This window comes from Rhodococcoides trifolii, assembly GCF_014635345.1.
GTDB lineage: Bacteria > Actinomycetota > Actinomycetes > Mycobacteriales > Mycobacteriaceae > Rhodococcoides > Rhodococcoides trifolii.
In genome coordinates this window covers 1,019,129-1,035,470 of the sequence record NZ_BMCU01000002.1, presented here as the reverse complement: position 1 = coordinate 1,035,470, position 16,342 = coordinate 1,019,129, and the positions used below count along the sequence as shown (strand labels likewise).

The 16,342-nt window shown below is 66.9% G+C and carries 17 protein-coding genes; 2 read left to right on the top strand and 15 right to left on the bottom strand.

Annotated features, from left to right (window positions below; all coding sequences use genetic code 11):
- Positions 1-2: 2 nt before the first annotated feature.
- The 5 genes from IEW02_RS12115 to efp form a co-directional block, all read right to left on the bottom strand.
- Complete coding sequence (locus IEW02_RS12115) at positions 3-1,298, bottom strand: dihydroorotase (protein ID WP_188545007.1); 1,296 nt, start codon at positions 1,296-1,298, stop codon at positions 3-5.
- The gene (locus IEW02_RS12110; RefSeq protein ID WP_188545006.1) at positions 1,295-2,248 is read right to left on the bottom strand and encodes an aspartate carbamoyltransferase catalytic subunit; all 954 of its coding nucleotides are present in this window, start codon (positions 2,246-2,248) and stop codon (positions 1,295-1,297) included. Before IEW02_RS12110 ends, IEW02_RS12115 begins: the two co-directional genes overlap by 4 nt.
- Positions 2,245-2,814 carry a bifunctional pyr operon transcriptional regulator/uracil phosphoribosyltransferase PyrR gene (pyrR, locus tag IEW02_RS12105; protein WP_188545005.1) on the bottom strand — a complete coding sequence of 190 codons (570 nt, stop codon included), beginning with the start codon at positions 2,812-2,814 and terminating at the stop codon, positions 2,245-2,247. Before pyrR ends, IEW02_RS12110 begins: the two co-directional genes overlap by 4 nt.
- Before the next feature lie 73 nt (positions 2,815-2,887).
- The gene (gene nusB, locus IEW02_RS12100) at positions 2,888-3,391 is read right to left on the bottom strand and encodes a transcription antitermination factor NusB (protein WP_188545004.1); all 504 of its coding nucleotides are present in this window, start codon (positions 3,389-3,391) and stop codon (positions 2,888-2,890) included.
- Position 3,392: 1 nt separating this feature from the next.
- Positions 3,393-3,956: an elongation factor P gene (gene efp, locus IEW02_RS12095; protein ID WP_188545003.1), complete on the bottom strand. Its 564-nt coding sequence runs from the start codon at positions 3,954-3,956 to the stop codon at positions 3,393-3,395.
- Positions 3,957-4,040: 84 nt separating this feature from the next.
- On the opposite strand from efp, the gene IEW02_RS12090 reads away from it, so the two are divergent.
- Entirely contained in the window at positions 4,041-4,664 is a 624-nt protein-coding gene (locus IEW02_RS12090; protein WP_188545002.1) for a B-4DMT family transporter, read from the top strand.
- Between the two features lie 20 nt (positions 4,665-4,684).
- On the opposite strand, the gene aroB is transcribed toward IEW02_RS12090, so the two are convergent.
- The 5 genes from aroB to IEW02_RS12065 form a co-directional block, all read right to left on the bottom strand.
- On the bottom strand, positions 4,685-5,794 hold the full coding sequence (aroB, locus tag IEW02_RS12085; RefSeq protein ID WP_188545001.1) for a 3-dehydroquinate synthase: 1,110 nt from the start codon (positions 5,792-5,794) through the stop codon (positions 4,685-4,687).
- Positions 5,791-6,411 carry a shikimate kinase gene (locus IEW02_RS12080; RefSeq protein ID WP_188545000.1) on the bottom strand — a complete coding sequence of 207 codons (621 nt, stop codon included), beginning with the start codon at positions 6,409-6,411 and terminating at the stop codon, positions 5,791-5,793. Before IEW02_RS12080 ends, aroB begins: the two co-directional genes overlap by 4 nt.
- 12 nt (positions 6,412-6,423) lie before the next feature.
- The gene (gene aroC, locus IEW02_RS12075) at positions 6,424-7,611 is read right to left on the bottom strand and encodes a chorismate synthase (protein ID WP_188545317.1); all 1,188 of its coding nucleotides are present in this window, start codon (positions 7,609-7,611) and stop codon (positions 6,424-6,426) included.
- Positions 7,612-7,624: 13 nt separating this feature from the next.
- Entirely contained in the window at positions 7,625-8,203 is a 579-nt protein-coding gene (locus tag IEW02_RS12070) for a prepilin peptidase (protein ID WP_229745957.1), read from the bottom strand.
- A 99-nt stretch (positions 8,204-8,302) separates the two neighbouring features.
- Positions 8,303-8,920 carry a class I SAM-dependent methyltransferase gene (locus IEW02_RS12065; protein ID WP_188544999.1) on the bottom strand — a complete coding sequence of 206 codons (618 nt, stop codon included), beginning with the start codon at positions 8,918-8,920 and terminating at the stop codon, positions 8,303-8,305.
- 205 nt (positions 8,921-9,125) lie between these two features.
- Here IEW02_RS12065 and IEW02_RS12060 point away from each other — a divergent pair, with 205 nt between their 5' ends.
- Positions 9,126-9,587 (top strand): hypothetical protein, encoded by a 462-nt coding sequence (locus tag IEW02_RS12060; RefSeq protein ID WP_188544998.1) that lies wholly within the window; start codon positions 9,126-9,128, stop codon positions 9,585-9,587.
- Here the strand turns inward: IEW02_RS12060 and IEW02_RS12055 are convergent, their stop codons facing one another.
- Genes IEW02_RS12055 through IEW02_RS12035 form a run of 5 tightly spaced genes read right to left on the bottom strand, consistent with a single transcriptional unit; the run spans position 9,588 to position 16,338 of the window.
- The gene (locus tag IEW02_RS12055) at positions 9,588-10,415 is read right to left on the bottom strand and encodes a shikimate dehydrogenase (RefSeq protein ID WP_229745956.1); all 828 of its coding nucleotides are present in this window, start codon (positions 10,413-10,415) and stop codon (positions 9,588-9,590) included.
- Positions 10,412-11,725 (bottom strand): endolytic transglycosylase MltG, encoded by a 1,314-nt coding sequence (locus IEW02_RS12050; protein WP_188544997.1) that lies wholly within the window; start codon positions 11,723-11,725, stop codon positions 10,412-10,414. The genes IEW02_RS12055 and IEW02_RS12050 overlap by 4 nt, the downstream gene beginning before the upstream one ends.
- Positions 11,722-12,261, bottom strand: coding sequence for a Holliday junction resolvase RuvX (ruvX, locus tag IEW02_RS12045; protein WP_188545314.1), 540 nt, complete (start codon positions 12,259-12,261; stop codon positions 11,722-11,724). Before ruvX ends, IEW02_RS12050 begins: the two co-directional genes overlap by 4 nt.
- A 14-nt stretch (positions 12,262-12,275) precedes the next feature.
- On the bottom strand, positions 12,276-14,945 hold the full coding sequence (alaS, locus tag IEW02_RS12040) for an alanine--tRNA ligase (RefSeq protein WP_188544996.1): 2,670 nt from the start codon (positions 14,943-14,945) through the stop codon (positions 12,276-12,278).
- Positions 14,946-14,967: 22 nt separating this feature from the next.
- Positions 14,968-16,338, bottom strand: a complete 1,371-nt coding sequence (locus IEW02_RS12035) for a replication-associated recombination protein A (protein WP_188544995.1) — start codon at positions 16,336-16,338, stop codon at positions 14,968-14,970.
- Between the last annotated feature and the right edge of the window lie 4 nt (positions 16,339-16,342).

The following is a 16,342-nucleotide window of genomic DNA, read 5'->3' as shown; positions in this document are numbered from 1 at the left end:
GGTCAGCTGACCTCTTCCACATCGCGGCGGTAGGTGATACGTCCGCGCAGGAACGTCGCGGTGATCTGCGCGGGCATGGTCATGGCGTCGAACGGGGTGTTACGCGACAGGCTCGCGAGGCGGTCCCGCTCGACCGTCCACGATGCGTTCGGATCGACGAGAACGACGGTGGCGGGCTCACCGACCTCGATCGGACGTCCCTGATCGTCGAGTCCGACGATCTCGGCCGGGCGCTCGCTCATCACACGCGCAACTCCGCGCCAGGTCAGCAGGCCGGGTTCGACCATGGTCTTCACCACGATCGACAGCGCCGTCTCGAGCCCCAGCATTCCGGGCCGGGCGACACTGAACTCACAGCACTTGTCCTGCTCCGCGTGCGGTGCGTGATCTGTTGCTACACAGTCGATCACTCCGTCGGCGAGTCCGGCGCGCAACGCATCCACGTCCTTGACCTCGCGAAGAGGCGGATTCACCTTGTTCACCGCGTCGTAAGTCTCGAGCCGGGAATCGTCGAGGAGGAGATGGTGCGGAGTGACTTCGGCGGTGATGGAAATGTTCTGCGCCTTCGCCCAGGCGAGGAGTTGCACGGTGCCCTCGGTGGACGCGTGGCAGATGTGTACGCGCGCACCGGCATCGCGAGCGAGGAGAGCGTCACGCACGACGATGGACTCTTCGGCGGCGCGCGGCCATCCGGCCAACCCGAGCCGTGCTGCGGTTGCCCCTTCGTGGGCGACGGCGCCCTTGGTCAGCCGCGGCTCTTCGGCATGCTGCGCGACGAGAACACCCAAACCGGCCGAGTACTCGAGTGCGCGACGCATGAGCAGCGGGTCGTCGACGCAGTGGCCGTCGTCGGAGAAGAGACGGACGCCGCCCACTCCCGCGGCCATCATGCCCATCTCGGCAAGTTGCTTGCCCTCGAGGCCGACGGTCACTGCTCCCACCGGATGGACGTCGACCAGGCCGACTTCCTGTCCGCGGCGCCACACATGGTCGGTGACCACCACCGAGTCCGCGACGGGATCGGTGTTGGCCATGGCGAAGATCGCGGTGTACCCGCCGCGAGCCGCTGCGAGAGAACCGCTTTCGATGGTCTCGGTGTCCTCGCGGCCCGGTTCGCGGACGTGGGTGTGCATGTCGACGAACCCCGGTAGCAAGATGTGGCCGCGTGCGTCGACGGTGTCGTCGGCATCGGTGTCGAGGTCCGCGCCGATGTCGACGATGACGCCGTCACCGAGGAGAACGTCGACCGGATCGCCCTCGCCGTACGGCAGGACACCTTTCAGCAGAACAGTAGTCATGATCGAGAACCCTCCTCGGATCCGATGAGAGCCCGGAACAATACGGCCATGCGGACGTGCACTCCGTTGGTGACCTGTTGCAGCACAGCGGTTTCGGGAGCGTCCGCGACCGAGAACGCAATTTCCATCCCGCGCAGCATCGGTCCGGGATGGAGCACCACCGCGTGATCGGGCAGCAGCTCGAATCGCTTCTGCGACAGACCGAAGTTCACCGAGTACTCGCGGGCGGAGGGAAAGAATCCCCCGTTCATGCGCTCGGCCTGCACGCGAAGCATCATGACCGCGTCGAGCGCAGGCAGTTCCGCGTCGAACGAGTCGGCCACGGTGACCGGCCACGTGTTCACCCCGGCCGGCAAGAGCGTGCGCGGTGCGACGAGGACGACCTCGGCGCCGAGTGTGGCGAGCAGGAACGCGTTGGACCGGGCGACACGGCTGTGCAGGACGTCGCCGACGATGGCGATGCGTCGACCCTCGATGTCACCCAACCGCTGTCGCAGGGTCAACGCGTCGAGCAGCGCCTGCGTCGGGTGTTCGTGGGTGCCGTCGCCGGCGTTGATCACGGCCGGCCCCGCTCCGGTCGTGGGATCGGTCGTCCAGGCGGCGATCTGATGGGCGGCCCCGGATGCTGGGTGTCTGACGACGAGGGCGTCGGCTCCCGCGGCACGCAAGGTCAAGGCGGTGTCGCGCAGCGACTCACCCTTGGACGCGGACGAGGTGCTGCCGCTGACGTTGATGACGTCTGCGCTCATCCACTTGCCCGCTACCTCGAACGACACCCGGGTACGCGTGGAGTTCTCGTAGAACACGGTCATCACGGTCTTGCCGCGCAGCGTCGGTAGCTTGTGGACGTCTCGGCCGAGCAGCGCCTGCTCGAAACGGACGGCTTCGTCGAGAATGTCGGTGGCCGCCTCTCGGGTCAGCCCCGAGGCGGTCAAGAGGTGCCGCGTCATCCCTGGCCTCCGCTCAGGTCCACGCCGTCTCTGCCGTCGTGCTCGACCAGCAGTACGGCGACGTCCTCGTCGCGCGCGGTGGGCACGTTCTTACCGACGTAATCCGCGCGCAGCGGAAGCTCACGGTGACCGCGATCCACCAGCACGGCGAGCTGGACGGCGCGCGGGCGCCCGAGATCACGCAGCGCGTCGAGAGCTGCGCGCACCGAGCGCCCGGAGAACAGGACGTCGTCGACGAGAACCACCAGTGCTCCGTCGACACCGACGTCGGGCACCGACGTCCGCTCGAGGGCGCGGTGGGGCTTGCTCCGCAGGTCGTCGCGGTAGAGCGTGATGTCCAGCGAACCCACGGGCGGACGGAAGCCGGAGAACTCTTCGATCCGGTCGGCAAGGCGAGTCGCGAGTGTGGACCCGCGAGTGGGAATTCCGATGAGCATGACCGGCGGTGCGTCCGGTGCATCGAGGGCGGTCTTCTCGATGATCTGATGCGCCATTCGGGCGATCGTGCGACCGACATCGGCCGACGACAGCAACTCGCGGGCGGACTCGGAAGAGGGCGGCGTCACACCATGACCTCCTTCTCCGCCTCACAGGACGGATCGTTAAAGGATGTCGAACGACAGAACTATAGCAAGCGAGCTACTCGGCGTCGGGCGCACTCTCGCGGACGACAGGAGTGGCAGCCGCGGCCGCGCGAACCTGGGGCGCGACCAGCACGATCTGCCCGAGGATGCCGTTCACGAACGACGGCGAGTCGTCGGTGGACAACTGCTTGGCCAGTTCGACTGCCTCGTCCACGGCCACGACCGGCGGCACGTCCGTGGCATGGAGGAGCTCCCACACCGCGACGCGAAGAATGGCGCGATCGACTGCAGGAAGCCGGTCCAAGGTCCAGTCGTGCAGATGATCGCCGATCACACTGTCGACACGATCGAGGTTCTCGGCCACGCCGGTCACGAGGGTGACGGTGTACGCGCTGACCGGCGCCACCTGATCGTCGGTGGCGGCCAATTCGCTGCGCTCGTCGGCGAGAACCACGGGATCGAGGTCGCGTGCCTCGGCTTCGAAGAGGAAGTCGACCGCCCGTTTGCGCGCCTTGTGCCTGGCTCCGAGCTTCTTCGGGCTCTTCTGGGGACTGCTCACTCTAGGAGTTCACACGCCCGAGGTAGTTGCCGTCGCGCGAGTCGATCTTGAGCTTGTCTCCGGTGTTGATGAAGAGAGGAACGGCGATCTCGGCGCCCGTCTCCAAGGTTGCCGGTTTGGTTCCACCGGTGGACCGGTCGCCCTGCAGACCGGGGTCGGTGTGCTGCACCACGAGCTCGACCGTGACCGGGAGTTCGACGTACAGCGGCATCCCTTCGTGCATCGCGACCTGCACCTGGAGATTCTCGAGCAGGAAGCGGTGGCCGTCGCCGACCGTGGCCTCGTTGATCGACAGCTGGTCGAACGTGTCGCCGTCCATGAACACGTAGTCGGAGCCGTCGTGGTAGAGGTACGTCATGTCGCGGCGGTCGACGTTGGCCGTCTCGACCTTCACGCCGGCGTTGAACGTCTTGTCGACGACCTTGCCCGACAACACGTTCTTGAGCTTGGTCCGCACGAAGGCGGGACCCTTACCCGGCTTCACGTGCTGGAACTCGATGATCGACCACAGATTGTTGTCGATGTTCAGGACGAGCCCGTTCTTGAAATCACTGGTCGAAGCCACTTGCTTGAAGTCTCCTCTTTCGTATCCAAACCGAACTTGTGGGCACCGACACACGAGTCCGGAGCAGTGGCTAGTCTATCGACCATGAACGCCTGGTTGGTACGTGGCCTCGGAATGGCCCTTGTTCACTTCGTCGCGCGCACCCTGTTGGCCCTGGCCATCGCGGCCTGGCCCACCCAAGGCTCCATCCTTCGCATCGTCACGATGGTCGTCGTCATCCTTGTCGCTGTCATCTGGGGCGGAATCGACGGCATCAACGATCGCCGTGCCAACCCCGATCCCGACGACTCCGCCGACCTCACGATGGTGTGGCTGAAGGCGTCCGTCGTCGCCGGCCTGCTGTCGGGCGCGGTCACGTGGATCGTGTCGACCGTCTCCCCGATCGCCATCACGGCCAACTCGTTCATTTTCGAGGTCACGTCGGGTGCGGCGTTCACCATCCTGCTGGTCTTCGTGCCGACGATCCTCGCCGTGGGGCTCGGACGCCTGCTCGCAGGCCGCGACGGGAAGAAGAACGAGGATCCGCGCCCGAGCAAGAAGACCAAGAAGAACGCCGACGACCGTGAGCTGGTCGGTGCGGGAGCGCAATCCGAGTACAGCCGACCGGCGAATCAGGACGAGCAGTCCGACGCCGATACCGAGCAGTTCGAGCCCGTGAAGCTGCAGAAGGACGACGAGCGGTCCTCGACGTGGCAGGAACCGCGGTAGTTCATGCTGCTCACGACTGCCTAAAGCAGGATCGGCCCCGCTGCTGCTGGCTCGTCCTTCGCGATAGCCGAGTAGGCCGCCACGAGAAGTGACGGATCGGGGCCCTCGAGGCGGCCGGGCTTTGCGAGGTCGTCAAGTACGACGAAGCGCAGCAGACCGTTACGGTTCTTCTTGTCCGTCTGCATCCCCTTCAGGAGATGAGAGAACGCGTCGGCGTCGTAGGACACGGGAAGCCCGACACTCGCGAGAATCGTGCGATGACGGTCCGCGACCGCGTCGGAGAGCCGACCTGCGAGCCGCCCGAGTTCGGCCGCGAACACCAGCCCGACGGAGACAGCCGCGCCGTGGCGCCACTTGTACTTCTCGCGGCGCTCGATTGCGTGCGCCAAGGTGTGGCCGTAGTTGAGGATCTCGCGAAGATCGGCCTCGTGCAGATCGGCAGCGACCACCTTCGCCTTCACCTCGATGGAGCGCCGGATCAGTTCGGGGAGAACGGAACCCGTCGGGTCGAGGGCAGCGTCGGGGTCTGCTTCGATCAGGTCGAGAATGGCAGGGTCGGCGATGAAGCCGGTCTTGATGATCTCCGCCATTCCGGAGATGATCTCGTTGCGCGGCACCGTCTCGAGCGTCGCCAGGTCGACCAGGACGGCAGACGGCTCGTGAAAGGCCCCGACCAGGTTCTTGCCCGCATCGGTGTTTATACCGGTCTTGCCGCCCACCGCGGCGTCGACCATGGCCAGCAGAGTGGTCGGCACGTGCACGACGCGGACGCCGCGCATCCAGGTGGCGGCGACGAATCCGGCCAGGTCGGTCGCCGCTCCCCCGCCGAGACTCACGACGGCGTCACTGCGGGTCAACCCGATGCGTCCCAGTACCTCCCAGCAGAACCCCGCTACCGCGAGTTCCTTGCCGTCCTCGGCGTCCGGGATCTCGATGCGGTGCGCGTCGATGCCCGTCTCGGCGAGAGCGGCGCGCACGGCCTCGGCGGTGTCGGCGAGGGGCGGCTGATGGAAGATCGCGACGGTACGGGTACCGGCCAGGGTGTCGACGAGATCGGTCAGCAGACCGCGACCGATGACCACGGGATAGGGCTTGGCCGTGCGGACCTCGACGCGTACCGGTTCGGTCACTTGCTTCGCTCCTGGTGTAGGTCGGATGGTTTCGGAATACCTTTGCGCCGCAACGGAATGGGCGCAGGTCGGGGTGTTCTGACCGGCGCGGCAGCATTCTCCGGCGGTTCGACGCCGAGTTTGGTGAGAATTTGCGCCACGACGCGTGCCGGGCTGCGGCCGTCCGTGCGAACGCGAACCGTGGCCACACCGCGGTACAGCGGCCGTCGGCGGCGCATCAGTTCGCGGTACTTGGCGCGTGGGTCACCGCCGGCGAGCAGGGGTCGGCTGGTGTGGGTGCCGGTACGCCGAAGCCCTTCTCCCACACTGATTTCGAGGTAGACGACGGTGTGACCCTGCAGTGCGGACCGGGTGCGTTGCGACAGGATCGCGCCGCCACCGAGCGAGACCACACCGGTCTGAGTGGCGAGCGCGTCGAGCACGATCCGCTCTTCGATCGCACGAAACGCAGGCTCACCGTCCGTCCCGAAGATGTCGGGAATCGTGCGCCCGGTGTCTCGCTCGATCGCGACGTCGGTGTCGAACACCTCGGTGCCCAGCGCGTTGGCCAACCGCCGTCCGATCGTCGATTTCCCGGCGCCGGGCGGACCGACGAGGACAGCGCGGGGTCTACTCATCGGACTGCACGGTCATCGCGGTGGGCGGGCTGCGGCGCCCTTCACGTAACTGTGGATGTTGCCGACGGTTTCGGTCAGCGAGTCGCCACCGAATTTTTCCAACGCTGCCTGCGCCAGAACGAGGGCGACCATGGTCTCGGCCACGACGCCGGCGGCGGGCACGGCACACACGTCGCTGCGCTGGTGGATGGCGACGGCTTCCTCACCGGTGCTCATGTCGACCGTGGCGAGAGCGCGGGGCACCGTGGAGATCGGCTTCATCGCCGCACGGACCCGGAGTGGCGCCCCGTTGGTCATGCCGCCCTCGATGCCGCCGGCTCGGTTCGTGCTGCGTTCCACGCCGTCCGGTCCGGGTGTCATCTCGTCGTGCGCCTTGCTGCCGCGTCGACGTGCCGTCTCGAAGCCGTCGCCGACCTCGACACCCTTGATGGCCTGAATTCCCATGAGAGCGGCGGCGAGTCGGGAGTCGAGGCGGTTCTCACCGCTGACGAAGGATCCCAACCCGACGGGAAGTCCGTGCACCACGACCTCGACGATGCCGCCGAGGGTGTCGCCGTCCTTCTTGGCCGCTTCGATCTCGGCGATCATCGACGCCTCGGCCGCCGAGTCGAACGCCCGCACCGGACTTTCGTCGATGGCGTCGGAATCGGACGGTCCCGGCACCGGACCCGTGTAGGGATCCGACGCACCGATGGAGATGACGTGCGAGACCACCTCGACGTCGAACGCCTGACGCAGAAAGTGTCGCGCGATGGTTCCCGCTGCGACGCGAGCGGCCGTCTCGCGTGCGCTGGCTCGCTCGAGCACGGGCCGTGCGTCGTCGAAGCCGTACTTGAGCATGCCGGAGTAGTCGGCGTGTCCGGGCCGAGGCCGGGTGAGTGGGGTGTTGCGAGCGAGCTCGGCCAGCTTTGCCGGGTCGACCGGCTCGGCGGACATCACTTCTTCCCACTTGGGCCACTCGGTGTTGGCGATCTCGACGGCGATGGGGCCACCCATGGTGCGGCCGTGGCGAACGCCGCCCACGACGGTCACCTGGTCCTTCTCGAACTTCATGCGCGCTCCGCGGCCGTATCCCAGCCGGCGGCGCGCGAGCTGCGCCGCGATGTCGTCCTTCGTCACCTCGACACCGGCCACCATGCCCTCGACGATGGTGACCAGGGCAGGTCCGTGTGATTCTCCGGCAGTAGTCCAACGCAACACGGGTCCCATCTTTTCACGCTGCGAAGGTCACGGACGCCACCAGGGTCGCCGCGCACATCGACGGGCCGTGCGGCACCGGGTGTCGGGCTCCGCCGAACGGGTGAACGGCGAGGGCGAGGGCCGCGGTTCCGACCGGCGCCAGGAACGCAGCCGCGCACCACGCGGATCCCCCGGACGTTGCCGCCACGGCCCCGAGGGGTACGGCCAGCTTGACGTCGCCCGCGCCGACGCCGCCGGACGTCACGTAGCCGACGAGGTACAGAAGACCCAGCATCAGCCCCCCGACAAGTGCGGCGCTCCCGAGTCCGCCCCACACTGCGGACACCATGACTGCTGCGGCGCCGGGCAGCGTCAGGGCGTTCGGGAGCCGACGGCAGGAGTAATCCACGAGGGCCAGGCACAGCGACCAGTAGGCGAGGGCTGCGAAGGCCTCTCCCGCCTCGAAGGTGGTGGCGACCGCAAACAGCGCCGCGCACGTTGCAGCACCGACGAGCCGCATGGATATGTCGGCAGTCCCGATCCACTGTGCGACCACTGCGGGCGCACACCACCCGGCCGCGAGACCGACCAGTACGGCGCAGAGTGCGTTCATCCGGTGACCGCGTTCATACGATGACTGCGTTCATACGATGACTGTGGCACGGCGCGCCCTGGCCGACCGGCCGTCGGGCGGGCGCCTGTGGATAACTCGTCAGAACGAGTAGCGGCCCTCGGCCCATGCTCGGTCGGCCGGTTCCCGCACTGCGTCGACGGTCCGACCGTCCTGGTAGTACGCGGTGTGCAGAACCGATCCCTCGTCGAGGGCGTCCTGCCAGGCCCGCGTGGGGCCCTCGCCGTACCAGAGCCACGGCATGATGTCGTCCATCACGACCACGGTGTCGGGACGGGCCAACGCGCGCAGGTCGGTCAGGTCGGCGCGAGCACCTTCGACGGAATGGTCGCCGTCGACGAAGATCGCGTCGAACCGGACGTCGGGGTGCGCCGTCGCGAAGCCGGTGATGGTCGAATGCGAATCGCCCTCGATCAACGTGTGACGACCGGGGAAGAGTTCGTCGATATGGGTCTTGGCGGCCGCGCTGTAGGCGTAGTTCGCCAGATCGAACGAGTGCACGGTCACGTTCGGCGACGCCCCCAGGAAGGCCCAACTCGAGAAGCCCGCGTTGAAGCCGACCTCGCAGATCGAGCGTGTGCCGGGCCGGGCGGCGATCGAGGCCAGGTAGGCCAACTCCGCTTCGTCCGCTCCACCCTCGAACGGCTCTCCGGCAGTTCGGGTCTCGCGCAACAAGGATTCGAGATAGTGCAGGGCCACGACACTCCTATCGGTTCGAGGTGAAGCCTAACCGTGCGATGTTTCGACACTCGCAATCGCGTATCCCCACCTCGGCAGGCGCCGCGCTATACAGTCTTGAACACGGTCGAGCCCGAGCCAGTCAGCAGTCCCAGCGACTGCGCACCCGGTTCGATCGTGTTCTGCGCTCGGCCGGCGCGTCGTCGCCTGTCCAGGAGGCGCATTCGTGATTCTCACTTCTTTGCACGACGATTCCGCAGACACGGTCACTCACGCATTCACACTCGACGTCGACGAGCTCGACGCCGGTCCGGTCGTCATCCGACTCGGGGGTGTGGTGGATCGACGAACAGCCGAACCGCTGTGCCAGTGCGTCGACGAGGTCCTCGTGTCCGGCCGGTCCCTGGTCCTCGATCTTCGCGCGGTGGACGGGGTCCCGGAAGTCTTGATGCCGATCGTTCACGCCACCGTGCTGAAGGTGTCGAGAACCCGTGCCCGCGTGATCGTCGTGGGTTCCGCGGCCCTCGCCGGCCGGCTGGAGCAGCGGGTGCCCGGGGTCCGCTGCGTCACGACGACGGCCGAGGCGTTCGCGGCCGCGAGCGGAAAGATCGCCCCCTCGACGACTGTGGTCGAACCGCGGACGACCTGGATCGACACCTCCGAGGCGCTGCAGGGTCGGTATCTCTGATCACCGAACGGCGTCAGCCAGCGCATCCGCCATGGCATGCCGAGGGGCCGGCATGCCCGTGAACTGTTCCACCTGCCCGTACGCCTGATTGAGCAGCATCGCCAAGCCGCCGACCACCACTCCCCCGGCCCGCGACACCGCCTGGGCGACGGGGGTGGGCCACGGATCGTAAATGGCGTCGAAGAACAGCGGCGTGCGGGCGAGAGACTCCGCAAGCGGTGCGGCGGCCTCCGCCGGCACGGTGGAAATGACTGCTGCGCAACCGAACACAGCTGCAGCGATGGACTCCGCGTCGAAACCGGTCCAGGTGACGTCCAGGCCGACAGCCCGCCCGCACGCGATGGCGCCCTGTGCGCGATCGGCACTTCGCGCGACTACTCGCACGGATCGCGCGCCCAACGACGCCAACGCCACCAGCGACGGCCGCGCCGTGCCGCCGGCACCCACCACGACGACGGTTTCCCCGTCGAGGTCGGTGACTCCGGCGTCGGCGAGAGCGCCCGTCACCCCGTCGACGTCGGTGCAGTCCGCTCGCCATCCGTCCGCGATGCGCACCAGCGTGTTGGCCGACCCGACCACCTCGGCGCGGGTGGTGCGCTCGGTGGCGAACTCGAGCGCCGCGATCTTGTTCGGCATCGTCACCGACAGACCCACCCACTCGGCTCCGAGGCTGCCGACGAGCCCGGGCAGTCGATCGCCGGTGCATTCGATCCGCTCGTACGTCCATCCGGTCAACCCGAGAGCGTCGTAGGCGGCGCCGTGCAGAACGGGCGACTTCGAGTGTGCGATCGGCGAACCCAGAACCGCCGCGCGCCTGGCGCCGATCACCGGCCGCTGGCCAGGAAGCCCGGCTCGACTTGCTGGATGTTCGCCAGATGCTGCTCGTAGTTGTCGGTGAACAGCGTGTCGCCGGCTGCATTGATCGTGACGAAGTACAGCCAGTTACCCGGCTCCGGATTCTCGGCGGCTTGGACGGCCCCGACACTCGGAGAGCAGATCGGGGTAGCCGGCAAGCCCGTCATCGCGTACGTGTTCCACGGCGTGACGGCGGCTCGATCGCCGTCCGTCGTCGCCACCTCGGTGGTGTCGAGCGCGTAGTTCACCGTCGAGTCGAACTCGAGCCTCTGCCCGATGGCCAGGCGGTTGAGAATGACTCGTGCGACCTTGGCGAAGTCGTTGGGCAACGCTTCGCGCTCGATGAGAGACGACGCGACGAGCGTTTGGTAGGGGTCCAGCCCGGACTGCGCCCCGGCGTTCACCAAACCGGTGTTCTCGTAGATCGCGGAGCTCTCGCTCACCAACTGCTTCAGAATGTCCGCAGCCGATGCACTGGGGTCGAAGTTGAACGTCCCCGCGGCAATCAGTCCTTCGAGTTGCCGGTCGCGGTCCGGGACACGCGCCACGGCATCCGTCGCCCATTCCGGCACACCGAGCGCGGACGAATCGCTCCCGGCGCCCGCCGCGTTCAGTTCGTCGTAGCTGACACACGGAACGCCCTGTCCGACCGCGCAGCTCGCCTCCGAGATGAGGGTATAGATACCCTTCTTCACCGCTCCGGTGTTGACGTCTGCCGAGTCGTGCAGCTGTCGCCCCTCGGCGATCACGATCTGACCGACTCGCGACTCGGGGTCCACCAGCGTCGTCACCGCGTCGGCTGCCGCCATCTGAGATTTCATTCGGTAGAAGCCGGGTTGCACGGAATTCATGGCGGAGTTCTGCACCGCAGCGTTGTAGAACGCGGCGCCGCTCGCGGTGACGTCCTTGTCGACCATCTCGGTGGCGATCTGATCGGCGGTGTCGCCGTCGCGCACCTCGATGACCACCGCGTTCCCTCCAGGACCGGCGTAGTCGGCCGGAGCGTCTTCGCCGCCGAACAACTTCATCCCTCCGTAGGCACCACCCGCGATCACCACGACCAGCACGAGGGCTCCCAGGACGACGGCCAGCGCACGCCCCCGCCGCTTGCGACCGGCAGCACCTGCCTCCCGTCGCCTGTTCGCTCGCGACGGGCCGACCCGTCCCGGCTCGGCTCGACGCTCCTCGCCGACCGGCTGACGCCGACGCGCCTGCCCGTGCGGCACCCTCAGCTCGTCCGTGGGGAATTCGTCTTCGTGGTAACCACGCCGTCGGTCGTTCACCGATCGAACTCCGAACTGTCCTGCTCGCCCTCGGGCACCGTTGCCCCTCCTTGAAGTACGGACCTGCGCTCGTCGAGCCACCCTTGCAAGATCGCGACCGCCGCCATCTGATCGATCATCGACCGCTGATTCTTGGCACGGACCCCGCTTTCGCGCAACCCGCGTGCCGCAGTCACGGTAGTCAACCGTTCGTCCGCCATTCGAACCGGTACGGACGGGAGTGCGCGAGCGAGGACTCGGGCAAAGCGGACGGACAGCTGGGCCGCCTTTCCGCGCTCACCGCGCAACGTGCGGGGAAGTCCGACGACGATCTCCACGACCTCGTACTCGAGGGCCAGTGCGACGATGCGCTGTACATCCGACGCATCGGGGTGCGTCTTGTCCGCTCGGGCCACCGTTTCGACCGGTGTGGCGAGCACACCGTCGGGGTCGCTGGACGCCACTCCGATGCGCACGCTGCCCACGTCGATCCCGAGGCGACGACCCCGTCCGGGGTCGTCTTCGCCGGGTCGGTCCGGGGATTCCGCGCTCGACATGGGAACCATCACGATCAGGATCCGGCGATCTCCGCGACCCGATTCCGCAACGCCTCGATCGCCGCCGGAATGCCCGCGGCGTCGGAACCCGCACCCTGCGCAGTGTCCGCCTTGCCGCCGCCACGACCGCCGATGCTCGGACCGAAGCTGGCGACGAGCCCGCCCGCCTTGACCCCGACCTCCTGAGCGGCCTTGGTGGCCGAGACGACGAACGGAACCTTGCCGTCGGCGTCGCCGAAGAGAGCAACCACGGCTGCCTGCGAGCCGAAACGGCCGCGTACATCGGCCACCAGGGTGCGCAGATCGCCGGCACCCACACCCGCGGGTGCAGGCTCGGCGACCAGCAGAACACTGCCGATGCGGTGGGCCTTGTCGACGAAGGACGACGCCGAGGACAACACGGACGCCGCTCGCGCCGCCTCGAGTTCCTTCTCGGCGACCTTGAGCCGTTCGACGAGATTCTCGACGCGCGCCGGAACCTCGTCGCTCGGAACCTTGAGCGAGGACGCGATTCCGGCGAGCAGCGCGCGTTCCTTCGCCAGGTACTTGTACGAGTCGAGTCCGACGAACGCCTCGACCCGTCGAACACCCGATCCGACCGAGGATTCGCCCAGGATGGTGACCGGACCGATCTGCGAGGAATGCGCGACGTGGGTGCCACCGCACAGTTCCATGGAGAAGGGGCCGCCGATTTCGACGACCCTCACCTCGTCACCGTAGTTCTCACCGAACAATGCCTGTGCACCCATCGCCCTGGCCTTGTCGAGCTCGGTGACGAAGGTATTGACCTCGAAGTCCGACGACACCGCGTCGTTGGTGACGGCTTCGATGTCGGCGCGCTGCGAATCGGTCAGTGCGCCTTGATAGTTGAAGTCGAAACGCAGATACCCGGGCTTGTTCAGCGAACCTGCCTGCACCGCGTTGGGCCCGAGGATCTGCCGCAGCGCTCCGCCGACCATGTGGGTGCCGGAGTGACCCTGGGTGGCACCGCGCCGCCAGGCCGGATCCACCTGCGCGAGAACGACATCGCCTTCGGTGATCTGACCTTCGGTCACGGTCGACTTGTGCACCCACAGCGTCTTGGCGATTTTCTGGACGTCGTTGACCGTCACACGCAGCCCCGGCGCCGACAGGAATCCGATGTCGGCGAGCTGCCCACCCGCCTCCGCGTACAGGGGGCTGCGGTCCAGAACGATCTCGACGTCCTGTCCCGTCGTCGCAGTGGGAATACGAACGCCACCCCAGATGAGTGCGAGAACGGTTGCGTCGGAATCGAGCTCGTCGAACCCGGTGAACTCGGTGGGGCCACGGTCGACGAGATCGCGGTAGACGGTCAGGTCGGTGTGTGCGTGCTTGCGCGCTTGCGCGTCGGCCTTCGCGCGCTGACGCTGCTCGCTCATCAGCGATCGGAACCCGTCCTCGTCCACCGTCAGTCCGGCCTCGGCGGCCATCTCGAGGGTTAGGTCGATGGGGAAACCGTAGGTGTCGTGCAGGACGAACGCCTCGCTGCCCGCGATGACGCCGCCCCCGGACGACTTGACCGCGTCGGCGGCGTTCTCGAACAAGCGGGACCCGGACGTGAGCGTCGCGAGGAACGCCGTCTCCTCACCGACCGCGATGGAATGAATGCGATCGAACTCGCTGATCAACTCCGGGTAGGACTCGGCCATCGTGTCCCGGACGACGGTGACGAACGCCGACATGGACGGGTCCGTCGCGCCGAGCAGGCGCGCGCTGCGGACGATCCGACGCAGCAAGCGGCGCAGTACGTATCCGCGGCCGTCGTTGCCGGGTGTGACGCCGTCACCGATCAGCATCACTGCGGTGCGGGCGTGATCGGCTATGACGCGGAACCGAACATCGGCCTGGTGGTCGGCGCCGTAGCGTCGTCCGGACAGTTCCTCCGCCTTGGAGATCACCGGGCGAACGAGGTCGGTCTCGTAGACGTTGTCGACGTCCTGAAGCAGAAACGCGACGCGCTCGACACCCATGCCGGTGTCGATATTCTGCTTGGGTAGCGGTCCGAGAATCTCGAAGTCGTCCTTCGAGGTCCCCTGGCCGCGCTCGTTCTGCATGAAGACGAGATTCCAGATTTCGATGTAGCGGTCCTCGTCGGCCTCTGGGCCCCCGTCGACTCCGTATTCGGGTCCGCGGTCGTAGTAGATCTCCGAGCACGGTCCGCACGGACCGGGGATGCCCATCGACCAGTAGTTGTCGGCCATGCCGCGGCGCTGGATGCGCTCGTCGGGCAGTCCGGCGATCTCCTTCCACAACGCGATGGCCTCGTCGTCGTCGAGATAGGCTGTAGCCCATATCCGTTCGGGGTCGAACCCGTAACCGCCGTCCTCGACGCTCGAGGTGAGGAGCGACCACGCGAACGTGATGGCCTCACGTTTGAAGTAGTCACCGAACGAGAAGTTGCCTGCCATCTGAAAGAACGTGTTGTGCCGAGTGGTGACGCCGACGTTCTCGATGTCGCCGGTGCGGACACACTTCTGAACACTGGTCGCGCGTGAGAACGACGGAGTCTGCTGGCCCAGGAAATAAGGGACGAACTGCACCATGCCGGCGTTGATGAAGAGGAGATTGGGGTCGTCGAGGATCAACGAGGCGCTGGGCACCGGAGTGTGCCCGGCCTTTTCGAAGTGGTCCAGGAAACGCCGGCGAATCTCGTGAGTTTGCACCCACGTAGGTTACCGGCTGTCCTTACGACCGGCCTCGCACGATGCGCCGAAGCTTGCCCAATCTGGTCTTGATCTCGCGCTCCGCACCGTGGTCCGTCGGCGCGTAGTAGTCCACTCCCACCAATTCCTCGGGCGGGTACTGCTGCTCCAGGACGCCACCGGGGTCGTCGTGTGGGAAGCGGTATCCGACGGCGTTCCCCAAACTCTTCGCTCCGCTGTAGTGGCCGTCGCGCAGATGAGTGGGCACCGACCCGGCCTTGCCCGCGGCGATGTCGCCCATCGCGGCTCCCAGAGCAGAGGTGACCGAGCCGGATTTTGGCGCCGTAGCGAGATGAATGGTGGCCTGCGCCAATGCAAGTCGCGCTTCCGGCATGCCGATCAGTTGCACCGCCTGAGCGGCGGCCGTCGCGGTCTGCAGCGCCGTCGGATCGGCCATGCCGATGTCCTCGGACGCGTGGACCATCAGTCGACGCGCGATGAACCGCGGGTCCTCGCCGGCGGTGATCATGCGCGCCAGGTAGTGCAACGCCGCGTCGACGTCCGATCCGCGGATGGATTTGATGAAGGCGCTGATCACGTCGTAGTGCTGGTCGCCGTCGCGGTCGTACCGCACGGCGGCCTTGTCGACACTCGCTTCGACCGTCGGTAGGTCGACCGTTCCGCCGGGACCAGCCGTGTCCGATGCTGCCTCGAGTGCGGTGAGACCACGACGGGCGTCGCCTCCGGCCAGTCGAACCAGGTGATCCATGGCGTCGTCGGTCACGGTGACCGATGCGGCGAGTCCGCGCGTGTCGGCAACGGCGCGTGTGAGTACTGCGCGGATGTCGTCGGGAGTCAGCGGTTGGAGTTGAAGGACCAGGGAGCGAGACAGGAGCGGCGACACCACGGAGAAGGACGGGTTCTCGGTGGTGGCGGCCACCAACAGGACCACGCGATTTTCTACGGCTGCGAGGAGTGCGTCCTGCTGCGTCTTGGAGAATCGGTGGACCTCGTCGATGAACAGCACGGTCTGCTCACCGTTCAGGAGCCGTCGGCGAGCGAGTTCGATGACCCCGCGCACCTCCTTGACCCCTGCGGACAGAGCCGAAAGTGCTTCGAATCGGCGGCCCGTGGCACCCGAGATCAACGACGCGAGAGTCGTCTTCCCGGTACCGGGAGGTCCGTAGAGCATCACCGAGGCCGCCCCGGATCCCTCCACCAAACGGCGCAGGGGCGCACCCGCGGTGAGAAGGTGGCTCTGTCCGACGACTTCGTCGAGCGACAGCGGGCGCATGCGAACCGCCAGGGGTGCGTCGGAACGAACCGACGACACAGAGGGAAGGGCAGCACTGTCGTCGACATGCTCGTCCTCGCGCGGCGCGTCGAACAAGCCGTCCGAGTCGGAGTCGATCACCGGA